The sequence below is a fragment of the Aquimixticola soesokkakensis genome (genome assembly GCF_900172375.1).
GTDB classification, from domain to species: Bacteria; Pseudomonadota; Alphaproteobacteria; order Rhodobacterales; family Rhodobacteraceae; genus Aquimixticola; species Aquimixticola soesokkakensis.
Window position 1 is genome coordinate 33,404 of record NZ_FWFS01000003.1, and the last position, 13,371, is coordinate 46,774.

Annotated in this window: 14 protein-coding genes; 13 read left to right on the top strand and 1 reads right to left on the bottom strand. The window is 62.6% G+C overall.

Features of this window, described 5'->3' with window-relative positions:
* Positions 1-14 precede the first annotated feature (14 nt).
* From AQS8620_RS04580 to AQS8620_RS04640, 13 genes are all read left to right on the top strand, one after another.
* Complete coding sequence (locus AQS8620_RS04580; protein WP_085835685.1) at positions 15-788, top strand: MlaE family ABC transporter permease; 774 nt, start codon at positions 15-17, stop codon at positions 786-788.
* Positions 785-1,534: an ABC transporter ATP-binding protein gene (locus tag AQS8620_RS04585; RefSeq protein ID WP_085835686.1), complete on the top strand. Its 750-nt coding sequence runs from the start codon at positions 785-787 to the stop codon at positions 1,532-1,534. The genes AQS8620_RS04580 and AQS8620_RS04585 overlap by 4 nt, the downstream gene beginning before the upstream one ends.
* A 139-nt stretch (positions 1,535-1,673) precedes the next feature.
* Positions 1,674-2,573, top strand: a complete 900-nt coding sequence (locus tag AQS8620_RS04590; RefSeq protein WP_143267420.1) for a DNA repair protein — start codon at positions 1,674-1,676, stop codon at positions 2,571-2,573.
* Between the two features lie 79 nt (positions 2,574-2,652).
* On the top strand, positions 2,653-3,084 hold the full coding sequence (locus AQS8620_RS04595; RefSeq protein WP_085835687.1) for a paraquat-inducible protein A: 432 nt from the start codon (positions 2,653-2,655) through the stop codon (positions 3,082-3,084).
* A gap of 60 nt (positions 3,085-3,144) precedes the next feature.
* A complete protein-coding gene (gene radA, locus AQS8620_RS04600) occupies positions 3,145-4,512 on the top strand; it encodes a DNA repair protein RadA (RefSeq protein WP_085835688.1) in 1,368 nt (455 codons plus the stop codon).
* A 36-nt stretch (positions 4,513-4,548) separates the two neighbouring features.
* Positions 4,549-5,103 (top strand): CvpA family protein, encoded by a 555-nt coding sequence (locus AQS8620_RS04605; protein WP_085835689.1) that lies wholly within the window; start codon positions 4,549-4,551, stop codon positions 5,101-5,103.
* Between the two features lie 255 nt (positions 5,104-5,358).
* Entirely contained in the window at positions 5,359-6,843 is a 1,485-nt protein-coding gene (gene purF, locus AQS8620_RS04610) for an amidophosphoribosyltransferase (protein ID WP_200809596.1), read from the top strand.
* Positions 6,844-7,134: 291 nt separating this feature from the next.
* Positions 7,135-7,722, top strand: a complete 588-nt coding sequence (locus AQS8620_RS04615; RefSeq protein WP_234990370.1) for a CHAP domain-containing protein — start codon at positions 7,135-7,137, stop codon at positions 7,720-7,722.
* A gap of 176 nt (positions 7,723-7,898) precedes the next feature.
* A complete protein-coding gene (locus AQS8620_RS04620) occupies positions 7,899-8,405 on the top strand; it encodes a DUF2199 domain-containing protein (protein ID WP_085835690.1) in 507 nt (168 codons plus the stop codon).
* A gap of 77 nt (positions 8,406-8,482) precedes the next feature.
* A complete protein-coding gene (locus tag AQS8620_RS04625) occupies positions 8,483-9,136 on the top strand; it encodes an SDR family NAD(P)-dependent oxidoreductase (protein ID WP_085835884.1) in 654 nt (217 codons plus the stop codon).
* A gap of 190 nt (positions 9,137-9,326) precedes the next feature.
* Positions 9,327-10,112: a 5'/3'-nucleotidase SurE gene (surE, locus tag AQS8620_RS04630; RefSeq protein ID WP_085835691.1), complete on the top strand. Its 786-nt coding sequence runs from the start codon at positions 9,327-9,329 to the stop codon at positions 10,110-10,112.
* Positions 10,109-10,753, top strand: a complete 645-nt coding sequence (locus AQS8620_RS04635) for a protein-L-isoaspartate(D-aspartate) O-methyltransferase (RefSeq protein ID WP_085835692.1) — start codon at positions 10,109-10,111, stop codon at positions 10,751-10,753. The genes surE and AQS8620_RS04635 overlap by 4 nt, the downstream gene beginning before the upstream one ends.
* Positions 10,754-10,940: 187 nt before the next feature.
* Positions 10,941-12,233 carry a LysM peptidoglycan-binding domain-containing M23 family metallopeptidase gene (locus AQS8620_RS04640; RefSeq protein WP_085835693.1) on the top strand — a complete coding sequence of 431 codons (1,293 nt, stop codon included), beginning with the start codon at positions 10,941-10,943 and terminating at the stop codon, positions 12,231-12,233.
* Between the two features lie 61 nt (positions 12,234-12,294).
* On the opposite strand, the gene AQS8620_RS04645 is transcribed toward AQS8620_RS04640, so the two are convergent.
* Entirely contained in the window at positions 12,295-13,122 is an 828-nt protein-coding gene (locus tag AQS8620_RS04645) for a LysR family transcriptional regulator (protein WP_085835694.1), read from the bottom strand.
* Positions 13,123-13,371 lie beyond the last annotated feature (249 nt).

Genomic DNA, 13,371 nt, shown 5'->3' on the forward strand with positions numbered 1-13,371 from the left:
GCCGGCGTCTGGCCATGCGCGCGCTTGCCCGCCTTGGCCGCGCCACAGGTCGTGCCGTTGCGGCCTTGGGACGGGTCACGCTGTTTTCGGCGCGCGCGCTGTCGCATATTGTCCGCCCGCCGTTCTACCCGCGCGAAATCGCCAGCGCCCTGCTCAATATCGGCTACCTCAGCCTGCCGGTGGTCGGACTGACGGCCTTTTTCACCGGCGCCGCCCTCGCGTTGCAGATCTACGCCGGTGGGGCCCGCTTTTCCGCCCAGGCCGTGGTGCCACAGATTGTCGCCATCGGCATGGTGCGTGAACTTGGCCCCGTCCTGGTGGGCCTGATGGTTGCCGCACGCGTCACCGCGTCCCTTGCCGCTGAAATCGCGACGATGAAAGTCACCGAGCAGATCGACGCGCTGGTCACGCTATCGACCCATCCGATGAAATACCTCAGCGCGCCGCGCGTTCTTGCAGGGCTGCTGACGGTACCTGTGCTGGTGGCCGTGGGCGATATCATCGGCATTTTCGGCGGATGGCTGGTTGCAACGCGCGCCCTGGGCTTCAATCCGGCAACCTATCTGGCCAATACGATCGCCTTTCTCCAAACCGCAGACATCGTGTCGAGCCTCGTCAAAGGCGCGGCCTTCGGGCTGATTGCGACAGTGATGGGCTGCTATTTCGGGATGCATTCGGGGCGCGGCGCACAGGGCGTGGGCGCGGCGACCAAAGGCTCGGTTGTGGCGGCGGCGGTCCTGATTCTCGCTGCAAATTTCCTTCTGACACAGGCGTTTTTTGCGGCATGATTACGCTTGAGGCTGTGCATAAATCCTTTGACGGCAAAGCGATCCTGCGCGGCCTGACCCTTCAGGCGGCGCGCGGTGAAAGCCTTGTGATCATCGGGGGGTCGGGCACGGGAAAATCCGTCACCCTCAAATGTATCCTCGGGCTGATTGCGCCGGATGCGGGCCGCATTCTTGTGGACGGGCAAGACGTGCGCTCGGCCCGCGACCGCGACGCCTTTCTGGCGCGCTTTGGCATGTTGTTTCAGGGCGCTGCGCTGTTTGACAGCCTTCCTGTATGGCAAAATGTCGCCTTTCGCCTGCTGCGCGGCACGTTGAAGCGGCCCAAGGAGGAGGCCCGCGAAATCGCGCTGCGCAAATTGCGCCGCGTGGGGCTATCGGCGGATATCGCCGAGCTTTTTCCGTCGCAATTGTCGGGAGGGATGCAAAAACGTGTCGGGCTTGCGCGCGCGATTGCCGCCGATCCCGAGATCATCTTTTTCGACGAACCCACCACGGGGCTGGACCCGATCATGGCCGGGGTGATCAACGACCTGATCCGCGAAATCGTGCGTGAAATGGGCGCGACAGCCGTGACCATCACCCATGACATGAGCTCGGTGCGCGCCATCGCCGACCGCGTGGCAATGCTGCACGACGGTCAGATTCGCTGGTGCGGCCCCGTCAGCGAGATCGACAGCGCGGCGGATCCCTATCTGCGCCAGTTTGTCAGTGGCTCTGCGACAGGGCCTATCGAAACCCTGCGTTAGGCGGGTGATTGTTTCCAGTATCGATACGATTCCCCCTTGGCTGGGGCACTGTCCTTTGCAAAACGCGAATAGCGCGATGAATCCTTGATTTATTTGCCAAACATCCCATCGTTAACCGAGATTTTTCAGGGATTTAATGATGGCGCCTGCGGACCAAGTAGATCACCCCCCCCTTGCAACCGCGCGCGCCCCTGCGCACCCCGCCGATCCGCGCCTCTTGCCCGTCACGCAGTTGCCCCAAAGCCTGCCCCAATCCCTGCAACGCCTGCACCACGGGTTTCAAACCGCCACGATGGCTGCTTTGGTCATTCTGACGGCGCTGGCCACAACCTTTACGCTGCTTGCAGCCTTTGGTCTTGCGCCCTGGCTGTCGATTTCGGCCGGCTGGGGGACGGCCACGCCCAGCGAGGTCGGGCTTTGGTTGCAAATCGGTGGCACGATGCTGTTGCTGGGCCTGTGTTTTTACATGCCTGCGGCCTGGCGCGTGCTGAAGCTGGAACACTCCCACCGCCGCTTTGCCCTGTCGCTTGAGGATATCACCCGGGCCTATCACGCGGCCCATGCAGCGGATCGTGCGGGGGCATTCGCCCTGTCTGGGGAATTCGAAGACATGCGCACCCGGCTCGCCCATCTGCGCGCCCACCCCGATCTGGCCCATCTTGAGCCGGAAATTCTGGAAGCGGCCGCGCAAATGAGTCACGTCAGTCGCGATCTTGCGGTGGTCTATAACCACGACAAAGTCGCGCGCGCCAAGGCCTTTCTGGCCCATCGCCAGCACGAAGCCGACCGCTATCTCGAAAACCTCGACATGGCGCTGAAAACCACCGGAGAAATGAAGCGCTGGATGGGCGATATCGAGCACAATGAACGCGAGGCCGAACGCCAGCTCTTGCAGCTTGAGGCCGATTTGCGCGCGATCCTGCCCAACCTTGGCTATGATTTCGAGGATGACGATGCGCCCGCGCAGCCTCAGGAGGCGCGCGACACGAATGTCGTGAAAATGGCCGGAAAACCCGCCCTGAACGATCGCCCCCTCTGATCGCCCCCCCGATCAGACCGTGGCAAGGCTGCATCGACGCCCCCTTGTATCGGGCCGCAACTGCGCTCAAATTCCCCCGATGAGCGCGCTCCGAATTGCCAACCTCTCCCTGCTGATCCTCTACCCGATTGCCTGGGCGGCCCCCTTGCTGAAGGCAGGGCTGTTGCCGCTGTTCAAACTGTCGCAAATCTCTGTTTTGTCGGGGCTGTCTGCCCTGTGGCACACCGATCTCTTTTTGTTCGGTGTGGTTCTGGTCTTTGCGGTGATCGCGCCCGTCGCAAAAATTGTCGCGCTCGACGGGGCGTTGCGGCGCAACCGCCACCCCCTTCGCAGCGTCACTGCGCTGGGGCGGCTGGCGATGGCGGATATTTTCCTGATGGCCATTTATGTCACCGTGATCAAAGGCATCGGGATCGGGCGGGTCGAGGTGGGCTGGGGCCTGTATCTGTTTACAGCCTGCGTTGTGATGTCGCTGTGGATTTCGGCCTGTGCCAAACGGCGCGCCCCTTGAGGAACGTAAAGAGAACGTGCTAAGAGCGGGCAACCCCGCGCGCCAACCCTTGGAGACCCGATGGCCAAGCCCCTAACCTTTACCTGCACCGCTTGCGGCGTGGGCGCATCGAAATGGTCGGGGCGCTGCGATGCCTGCGGCGAGTGGAATTCGATCATCGAGGAAAAGCCCCTCTCGGCCTCTGGCCCCGCGTCCAAATCCTTGGGGGCATTGCGCGGCAAACCTGTCCCGCTTTCGGACCTTGCGACCCGCGAAGCCCCCCCGCCGCGCACCCTGTCGGGGATGGATGAACTGGACCGCGTTCTGGGCGGCGGATTGGTGCCCGCCTCGGCCACGCTGGTTGGGGGCGATCCGGGCATCGGGAAATCGACGCTCTTGCTGCAGGCGGCGGCGAAATTCGCACTGGCAGGTCTGAAAACAATCTACGTCTCGGGCGAGGAGGCCTCGGCGCAGGTGCGGATGCGCGCGCAACGTCTGGGCTTGGAAAAAGCGCCCGTCAAACTGGCGACCGAAACCAATCTGCGCGACATTCTGACGACGCTTGAGGCGGAAAAACCCGATCTGGCGATCATCGATTCGATTCAAACCATGTGGGCGGACAATGTCGAAAGCGCGCCCGGATCGGTCGCGCAGGTGCGTGCGGCCGCCCATGAGTTGACCACTTTCGCCAAACGCACGGGCGTGTCGGTGATTTTGGTGGGCCATGTCACCAAAGAGGGCCAGATCGCGGGGCCGCGCGTGGTGGAACATATGGTCGACACGGTCATTTATTTCGAAGGCGAGCGCGGCCACCAGTTTCGAATCCTGCGGGCGGTGAAAAACCGTTTTGGCCCTGCGCAGGAGATCGGCGTGTTTGAAATGACGGGCGACGGGCTTGCGGAGGTGGTGAACCCCTCGGCGCTTTTCCTGTCGAGCCGCGACAAACCCGCGCCCGGATCGGTCGTTTTCGCCGGAATAGAGGGCACGCGCCCCGTTCTGGTCGAATTCCAGGCGCTTGTCTCGCCCTCGCCCCATTCCCAACCGCGCCGCACGGTGGTGGGCTGGGACGGCTCGCGGCTGGCGATGATTTTGGCGGTCCTTGAGGCGCGCTGCGGCATTCCCTTCACCGGTCTTGATGTCTACCTCAATGTCGCTGGCGGGATGAAGGTCTCCGAACCTGCTGCGGACCTTGCGGTGGCTGCTGCCCTGTTGTCGGCGCGTGAAGATGTGGCAATTCCGCCAGATACCGTTGTTTTTGGCGAGATTTCCCTGTCAGGCGCGCTGCGCCCCGTGGGTCAGACGGAAAACAGGTTGAAAGAAAGCTCGAAACTTGGTTTTACAGGCGCGATTGCACCCGCAGGCACCAAAGCTGCGGCCATGGCAGGCATGAGCCTGCGCGAGGTCTCTGATTTGGTCACCTTTGTGGGCGAAACTTTCGGCGCCGGTTGACGCCGGTTCTGGCCCCAAGGGGTCGAAAGGGGCGCCATGGACGGCTTTACAATTATCGACGGCATCGTCGCATTGATCATCATTATTTCCGCGATCCTTGCCTATTCGCGCGGGGTGGTGCGCGAATTGATGGCGATTGCAGGCTGGGTGGCTGCGGCTGTTCTGGGGTATATTTTCGCGCCCCAAGCCGTGCCTTTGGTCAAGGAAATTCCCTACATCGGCAACATTTTCGCCGATAGCTGCGAGCTTGCCACCATCGCCGGGTTCGGTGTGGTTGCGGCCATCGCGCTGGTGATTGTGTCGGTCTTTACGCCGCTTTTTGCCTCTGCCGTTCAACGCTCGGCACTTGGCGGACTCGATCAGGGGCTGGGGTTTGTGTTTGGCGTGCTGCGCGGAATCATTCTGGTCGCCGTGGCGATGGTGGTTTACGACCGTGTTGTTCTCTCCGACAGCATCCCCGTGGTGGATAATTCGCGCACTGCCAAAGTCTTTGCCCGCTCCTCGCTCGCGCTCGACGAGCAAATGCCCGAGGATGCGCCCGGTTGGATCGTGGCCCGCTACGAAAGCCTCGTGTCCACCTGCACCCAATAATTCCTCGCGCGTCGCATCCCTTGCGGCGCGTTTTTATTATGCGGCGCGTTTTTATTATGCGGCGCGTTTTTATTCCCCCTGCGCGTGCCTTGCGCGGGGGAGCGTTGTTTTTCTAGGTTCTTTCGTTGCTTTCTCCTCGTTGCTCTCCTTGTTTTGATGGCACGCCCTTTGGAAACTTTGTGATAGTTCCGTGACACTGGGCCGTTAACAGACTAAAGGATGGGCGTCTTTCCTCCCCCGGATTCGGAGCTGCCCATGATCCGTGATGACCTGCGCGACATGCCCCCTGCGACCCCTTTCGACGATGATAAACTCAAAGAAGAATGCGGCGTTTTTGGCGTGATCGGCGTCACCGATGCGGCCAACTTTGTCGCCCTTGGCATGCACGCCTTGCAACACCGTGGCCAAGAAGCAGGCGGCATCGTCGCCTATGACCCCGACACGGGGTTCAACTCGGCGCGCCACTTTGGCTATGTGCGCGACAATTTTACCTCGCAACGCGTGATGGAAACCCTGCCCGGCGCGCTCGGCATCGGCCATGTGCGCTATTCGACGGCGGGCTCCAAAGGCCACACCGCGATCCGCGATGTCCAGCCCTTCTTTGGCGAATTTGCCATGGGGGGCGCGGCGATCGCGCATAACGGCAACATCACCAATGCCAACGCCCTGCGCCGCGAACTCATTGAACGCGGCTCTATTTTTCAGTCGTCCTCGGATTCCGAATGCATCATCCACCTGATGGCGCGCTCGCTTCAACGCAATATTCCCGAACGCATGAAAGACGCGCTGCGCCGTGTCGAAGGCGCGTTTTCCGTGGTCGCCATGACGCGCACCAAACTGATCGGTGTGCGCGATGCGCGCGGCGTGCGTCCGCTGGTGCTTGGTAAAATCGGCGATCAGGGCTATGCGTTGTCGTCGGAAACCTGTGCGCTCGACATCATCGGTGCGGAATTCGTGCGCGAAATCGAGCCGGGTGAAATGGTGGTGATTTCTGCGGGCAAGGTCGAAAGCTTCAAACCCTTCGACCCCAAGCCCTCGCGGTTCTGCATTTTCGAACAGGTCTATTTCTCGCGCCCCGACAGTATCCTTGGCGGGCGCTCGGTCTATGAAACCCGCCGTCAGATCGGTGTGGAACTGGCGCGCGAAGCGCCGGTCGAGGCCGATCTGGTTTGCCCCGTGCCGGATTCCGGCACCCCCGCAGCCATCGGTTTCAGCCACGAGTCGGGCATTCCCTATGGCATGGGGATCATCCGCAACCAGTATATGGGCCGGACCTTCATCGAACCCTCCGAGCAGATCCGCAACATGGGGGTGCGCCTCAAGCTCAATGTGAACCGCGCGCTCATCCGCGACAAACGCATCATTCTGGTCGATGACTCGGTTGTGCGGGGCACCACTTCGCGCAAGATCAAGGATATGCTGCTGGATGCAGGCGCGGCCGAGGTCCATTTTCGCATCGCCTCGCCGCCCACGATGTGGCCCTGTTTTTACGGGGTCGATACACCGGATCGTGACAAGCTGCTTGCCGCGCAGATGACGGTCGACGAAATGCGCGACCATCTGGGGGTCGATAGTTTGAAATTTATCTCCCTTGACGGGCTGTATCGCGCCGCCGGGGTCGCCGAAGGGCGCGATGCGGCCGCACCTGCGTTTTGCGATGCCTGTTTCTCCGGCGAATATCCGGTGGTCCCCTCGGATATGATCGAAAAGGGCTTCGAGATGAAAACCGCCGCTGAATAGGCACGGATTTCAACCTGACTTCAAAGACTTACGTCAAACAAACACACGCCGCGCAGCTCCCTGCGCGGCGTTTTTCTTAACGCGCGACCGGCAATAAAGTTCCCATGAAATTTCGCCATTGGCGAGATTTCGCCACCTTGGGAAACAATGCGTTGATCCCAAGGGGGATCTGGTCAAAAAAACACAGGCTCACGGGATGATGAGCAATTGTTATAAAAACCAGATTTTCGCGTGGGACGGGACATATGCCCGCGCAACCGACTGATAAACGGGACACGGGGACAGTTTACATTGACAGCCAAGACCAACAACCCAATCACATTGGGCCGCTACATTTTGCTTGCCGGCCTCCTGCTGACCGCCGCTTGTTCGAACACTGCTGATGTCACCCGTTTCGCCGGCATGGACCTGCGCGCAGGGCTTGCCACCAAAGAACCCACCCTCGACGAAAACCGCGTGGCCTTTGCCATTGCCGAAGCCGCCAAGCTGCGCGCGCGCGGCCAGCGCGTCTGGTGCGTGCCCTTCGCCCGCAATGCCTCGGGCATCCAACTGCGCGGCAATGCGCATCTGTGGTGGAATGCCGCTGTCGGCAAATACGCCCGTGGCAACGAGCCCCAAGTTGGAGCTGTGATGGTGTTTTCTGCCTCGCGCTCGATGAAAATCGGCCATGTCGCTGTCGTGTCCAAGGTCGTGTCCGATCGCGAAATCCTGATCGATCATGCCAACTGGAAACGCAATCAGGTCACCCGTGGCCAGCGCGTTGTCGATGTGTCCAAGAACGGCGACTGGTCGGCGGTAAAGGTTGAAAGCGCGCCAGGATCGCTTGGCCGCACGAACCCCGTTTCGGGCTTTGTCTATTCCAAAGCGCTTAGCCTCTAAGGCTCCAAAGCCCGCCCATCCCGCGCGGTTTCATCCCAAGACGTCCAGCCCCCGCCCCTGTTTATCGGTGCGGGGGTTTTCTTTTGCCCAAGCACTGCGACGGGCTTCGGGTGGAACTTGCCAAAATCCGGTGCGGCTTTTAGGTCTGGGGCAGGAATGTGAACTGGAGTCGCCCCATGCCCTCGATCCTCGACCTCGATCCGCGTTGGCGCAAATTGCAAGAGGCAGGCGGCGTGATCGACGTCGGCTTTGACCACCCCACCGACTGGCCCTATGGCGCGCGCGGCGATGCGCCTTTCGTCAAGGAGGGCGACGACCAGCTGGCGGCCGATCTGGCACGCTTTGGCGATGCGCGCTATCTGCGCGCCATTGTGTCCCTGCCCATCCGCGGCTCGGACGATCACGTCAATATCGCGCTTTGGGCCGAGGTGGCGGGGCCGGTGTTCTACACCTATCTCGAGATGCTCGATGGCAAAGAGGCCCCCGATCCCACCCCCGCCCGCCTTGCCTCCGATCTGTCGGTTCTGGGGACCGGCACGGATTTGATGCTGGATTTTGGCGATGGCTCTGCACGCCCGCTGGCCGAGCCCCAGGACGGTGCCCTTGCCGGTCTCGCGCGCGACGGGATTTCGCTTGATCAGCTGATGGCGCTTTACGACGCGGTCGGGGTCGAGCTGCCCTAGCCCCGCACGCCCCCCTCTTGACCCTCTGGCCCAAACCCGCCAAAGACAGCCGCATGACCCAGAACACAAGCGATAAAATGACCAAAGTTGCCCTCATCACCGGCGCCTCGCGCGGCCTCGGCGCAGCCCTTGCAGAAGCGCTGTGCGAGACCCACCACATCGTTGCTGTCGCGCGCACCACCGGCGCGCTTGAGGAACTGGATGACCGCATTCAGGCGCGCGGCGGTCAAGCCACGCTGGCCCCGATGGACATCACCAACCCCGATGCCATGGCCCATCTGTGCCGTGGCATTTATGATCGCTGGGGGGCGGTCGATCTTTGGGCACATACGGCCATTTTCGGTCAGATGCTGTCGCCCGCCGATCACATCGACGCCAAGGACTGGGCCAAATCCGTCGCCGTCAACGTGGCGGCCACCGGCCAGTTGATCCCGATGGTCGCGCCCCTGCTGAGCATGGGCGATACGATGGGCACGGCGCTGTTTTTCGACGACAAGGCCGCAACGGGCAAATTCCACGCCGCCTATGCCGCCAGCAAAGCCGCGCAGATCGAACTGGCCAAAGCCTGGGCGCTGGAAGCCAACCCGATCGCCAAAGCCCCGATGGTGCATGTGCTGACCCCTGCCGCGATGCCCACGGCGCTGCGCGCCCGCCACCACCCCGGCGAAGATCGCAGCGCCCTTGCCAGTTGCGCCACCGAGGCCAGGCGCCTGCTTGCGCAACTCGTCTAGAGCCACAGGCCACGCCAGATCCGCGCATAAATTGCGCGCGCCCCATTTGCCGCCCCAAAGTTTGGCCCCAAAGTCTGGCCCAAAAGTTTACTGCGCCGACGACCCCTCTGCCTTGCGCGCCGCCCTCACCGCTTGTGAGTGCGCGCCACCTGCTTTAAGCAGGAAAACAAGAGCGTAAAAAGGGGCGGACATGCGGATTCTCATCACCAATGACGACGGAATCAACGCCCCGGGACTTGCGGTTTTACATGCCATTGCCAAGGATCTGGCCGGTCCCGCGGGCGAGGTCTGGACCGTCGCACCCGCCTTCGAGCAATCCGGCGTCGGCCACTGCATTTCCTATGCCCATCCGACCTTGATTTCCGAAATGGCACCGCGCCGCTGGGCCGCCGAAGGATCGCCCGCCGATTGCGTCCTTGCAGGGCTTTACGACATCCTGCCCGACAAGCCCGATCTGGTGCTCTCGGGCGTGAACGCGGGCAATAATGCGGGCGAAAACGTCATGTATTCGGGCACCATCGGCGGCGCAATGGAAGCGGCCTTGCAAGGGGTGCCCGCCATTGCCCTGTCGCAATTTCTGGGCCCCGAAACCAAAGATCTTGCCAATCCGTTTGAAAGCGCCGCAGCGCATGGCGCGGCGACTGTCCGCGCGCTACTCGACACCGCCGTTTGGGACAAAGACCACGATTACCGGTTATTTTACAACGTAAATTTCCCCCCCACCACTGCCGCCAACACCAAGGCGCCCCGCATTGCCTCCCAGGGGCGGCGCGGCAAAACCGCTTTCGGGATCGAGGCGCAGCTGTCGCCCTCGGGACGGCGGTTTTTGTGGGTCACGGGGCACCCGCAACAGGTGGACACGGGCGCGGGCACGGATGTGGGGGAAAATATGCGCGGCCATATCTCGATCACGCCCATGCGTGCCGATCTGACCGCCTATGACGCCCTCGATGATCTGAAAGCGCGCTTTTCATGAGCGGATATGACGCTGAAACCAAAATGGCCTATCTCTATGCCCTGCGCTCGAAGGGCGTGACGGATTCACGCACGCTGACGGCCATGGAACGGGTGGACCGCGGCCTCTTCGTGCGCGGCCTCTTCGCAGAGCGCGCCTATGAGGACATGCCGCTGCCGATTTCCTGCGGCCAGACGATTTCCCAACCCTCCGTCGTCGGGCTGATGACCCAAGCCCTGGATGTGCAGCCCCGCGACAAGGTGCTCGAGGTCGGCACGGGCTCTGGCTATCAGGCGGCGGTGCTCGCGCAGCTTGCGCGCCGCGTCTACACGGTTGACCGCTACAAGCGCCTGGTGCGCGAGGCGCAGGCGGTATTCGATCAGCTCGACCTCGGCAATATCACCGCTTTTGCCGCCGATGGCAGCTTTGGCTTGCCCGATCAGGCTCCGTTTGATCGCATTCTCGTGACCGCCGCTGCCGAAGACCCCCCCGGCCCCCTCTTGGCGCAACTGCGCGTCGGGGGTATCATGGTCGTGCCCGTCGGTCAGTCCGATGCGGTGCAAAGCCTGATCAAGGTCACCCGACTGGAGTCAGGTTTCGATTACCACGAACTGCGCCCTGTGCGGTTTGTCCCCCTGCTCGAGGGTCTCGGACAGGAATAGGATATCCGCAAAAAGGCATACGACCCCCACAGGGAGCCCGTTCACAACAGGCCCCGTTACCAGTATAAAATGTCACCCCAAGCTTCGGAGCACACGAAGCACATCGAACATAGCCCCGTGCAGACTGGCCAGTCAGACCCCACCAGTTGCGCATTTTGGCAGAGCACTTTGGCAGAGGACCCGAGCAATGACAGTGATCCCCGCTTTTCTCGCGATTGACGCAAACGCCCCGCGTTTGTCCCCCCCGACGCGCCACGCACGCGCGCTGCGGCTCACAGCGGCTTGCGGCGCGCTGGTGCTGCTTTCGGCCTGCGGCGGCAAACCGCTGGATTTCGACCTGCGCGGGCTGACGGACGGGTTTTCAACCGCCGATGCCGCGATCGCCGCGACAGAAGCCCGCCCCGATCCCGACAGCCGCGGCGTGATTTCCTACCCGACCTATCAGGTGGCCGTCGCCCAACGCGGTGACACCATCGACACGGTCGCCAACCGCATTGGCATGAACGCCTCGGAACTGGCCGCCTACAACGGCATTCCGATGGGCACGGGCCTGCGCGCGGGCGAAGTCATCGCCCTGCCCCGCACCGCCGCCAACACCCAGGTCGCCGCAGGTACCATTGCCTCGGGCGCAATCACCAGCGGTCCGATCGACGTGGTCACCCTGGCCAACGAAGGCATCAGCGCCTCCGAAACCGGCGCAAGCGCGCAACCCACCGTCACGCCCGCACCGACCCCGTCCGCCAGCGCGGGACAGGCCGAACCGATCCGCCACCAGGTCCAGCGCGGCGAAACCGCCTATTCCATCGCGCGGCTCTACGATGTCTCCGTGCGCGCGCTGGCCGATTGGAACGGCCTTGGTTCGGACCTTGCGGTGACCGAAGGGCGCTACCTCCTGATCCCCGTCAAGCAAGGTTCGGTCGCCACACCGGCCCCCGCGAATGCAGGGGCCATGGCCGCTTCCGCCCCTGCCCCGGCGCCGACGGCACCCGCTGCGACCACGGCGCCCGGCGCGGGCACGCCGACACCGACGCCGCCCTCGGCAGCCGCCCCCCTGCCCAGCACCACCCCCGCACCGGCCAGCACGCAGACCGCAACCGCCACGCCGGATCTGGGGGCAACCCGCTCGACCAGCGCGGAAATGGCCGCCCCCGTTCCCGGCGCGATCATCCGCGATTACGACGCGTCCAGTTCCAGCTTTATCCTCTTTTCCGCCCCTGCGGGCACCACGGTGAAAGCGGCCAAAGACGGCACGGTCAAACTGATCTCCAAAAACGCCGATGGCGTACAGATCATGGTTGTCGATCACGGCGGCGGCCTGCAAACGGCCTATAGTTTCATCGACGGGATCACGGTTGCCAAAGGCGCATCGGTGAAACGGGGCCAGAGCATCGCGAAGGTAACAGCCAATGAATTCAATGCCTTGCAATTCATGGTTTTCAAAGGCACCTCAACGGTAGATCCGACGCCCTATTTGCAGTGACCCCTCGGATACCACGCAGTTCCAATCAAAGGCCGCACCGCAAGCTGTGGCCTTTGTCGTTTTACGCCCCGTAGCCTGCGCCCAAAAGCGCGCCGATCCGGTCAATCGTGCGCCGGACCTGCGGCAGATGACGATCGTCGTCATGGGTGACCAGCCACTGATCGTGACTGAGCTCCGCAATGACGGGGCTTTGGCGGATCAACGCAGGGTGCCGCTCGCCGATAAAGGTTGGCAGCACGGCGATCCCCTTGCCCGCCAGCGCGAGGTCCAGACAGTTGCGTGGCGCGGTCACTTCGCACAGGGTTTGCGCCGCCGCATGCTGCGCGACCCAGCGCGCGGACGGCGTCGCGGCCTGCAACTTGATCCATAAATCCGGCGCTTGAGCTGTGCCATACAGCGCGAAATCAACCCGCGCGAGCGCACGCCCCGCAAGGCCCGAACCCGTGGGCCGTTGATTGCGAAACCCGATCGCAACATCGCGGTGCGCGATATCAAGCACGGCTTCGGAACTGACAAAGCGCAATTGGACATCGGCAGGCGTCCCCTGCAAGGCGTCAAGATTGTCCAGCAAAAACAAAGTCGTCCAAGTCCCCGCCGACAGTTTGACCCGTGGAATGCGCCCCGCTTCCTCCCGCGCGCCCAGACGCAGCAGGCGGGCCTCTATCGGGCCAAGGTCCGCCAGCAGCGCGTGCCCCTGCGCCGTCAGCGCATAGCCGCGATCCTGACGGATGAACAAATCCTGCCCGAGCCTGCGCTCAAGCTGGTGCATCCGGCGTCCAAGGGTCGCAGCGCTGCGCCCCGTGTCGCGCACGGCGCCCGACAGGCCCCCCGCCCGCGCCACCGCAAGGAACAGCGCAAAGTCGTCCCAGTTCGAACTCTTTTCATCCATGAAATGCAGACTTCAATCCGTTTCATTCCGTCAACCCTACCCAACGCCTAAGCTGGGGACAGGTCAAGAGACGGATGCGCCTCACACGCGCGGAAAGGACTGCAGATGGACCCTTGCCAGCACCACAGACAAGCCGACGCGCAGCAGGTTTTCTACACCACCCACGCCTGTCGCGGCTGTCGTTGGCTTTACGCCATAACCACGATGGATCTGGGCGCCCCGTTTCGCGCGTTGTTTCGCGCCCCGTTT

Bases quoted from the DNA above. Each gene is read 5' to 3' on its own strand.
- AQS8620_RS04580 (WP_085835685.1), top strand. From the start codon at position 15: ATGCGCGCGCTTGCCCGCCTTGGCCGCGCCACAGGTCGTGCCGTTGCG.
- AQS8620_RS04585 (WP_085835686.1), top strand. From the start codon at position 785: ATGATTACGCTTGAGGCTGTGCATAAATCCTTTGACGGCAAAGCGATC.
- AQS8620_RS04590 (WP_143267420.1), top strand. From the start codon at position 1,674: ATGGCGCCTGCGGACCAAGTAGATCACCCCCCCCTTGCAACCGCGCGC.
- AQS8620_RS04595 (WP_085835687.1), top strand. From the start codon at position 2,653: ATGAGCGCGCTCCGAATTGCCAACCTCTCCCTGCTGATCCTCTACCCG.
- radA (WP_085835688.1), top strand. From the start codon at position 3,145: ATGGCCAAGCCCCTAACCTTTACCTGCACCGCTTGCGGCGTGGGCGCA.
- AQS8620_RS04605 (WP_085835689.1), top strand. From the start codon at position 4,549: ATGGACGGCTTTACAATTATCGACGGCATCGTCGCATTGATCATCATT.
- purF (WP_200809596.1), top strand. From the start codon at position 5,359: ATGATCCGTGATGACCTGCGCGACATGCCCCCTGCGACCCCTTTCGAC.
- AQS8620_RS04620 (WP_085835690.1), top strand. From the start codon at position 7,899: ATGCCCTCGATCCTCGACCTCGATCCGCGTTGGCGCAAATTGCAAGAG.
- AQS8620_RS04625 (WP_085835884.1), top strand. From the start codon at position 8,483: ATGACCAAAGTTGCCCTCATCACCGGCGCCTCGCGCGGCCTCGGCGCA.
- surE (WP_085835691.1), top strand. From the start codon at position 9,327: ATGCGGATTCTCATCACCAATGACGACGGAATCAACGCCCCGGGACTT.
- AQS8620_RS04635 (WP_085835692.1), top strand. From the start codon at position 10,109: ATGAGCGGATATGACGCTGAAACCAAAATGGCCTATCTCTATGCCCTG.
- AQS8620_RS04640 (WP_085835693.1), top strand. From the start codon at position 10,941: ATGACAGTGATCCCCGCTTTTCTCGCGATTGACGCAAACGCCCCGCGT.
- AQS8620_RS04645 (WP_085835694.1), bottom strand. From the start codon at position 13,122: ATGGATGAAAAGAGTTCGAACTGGGACGACTTTGCGCTGTTCCTTGCG.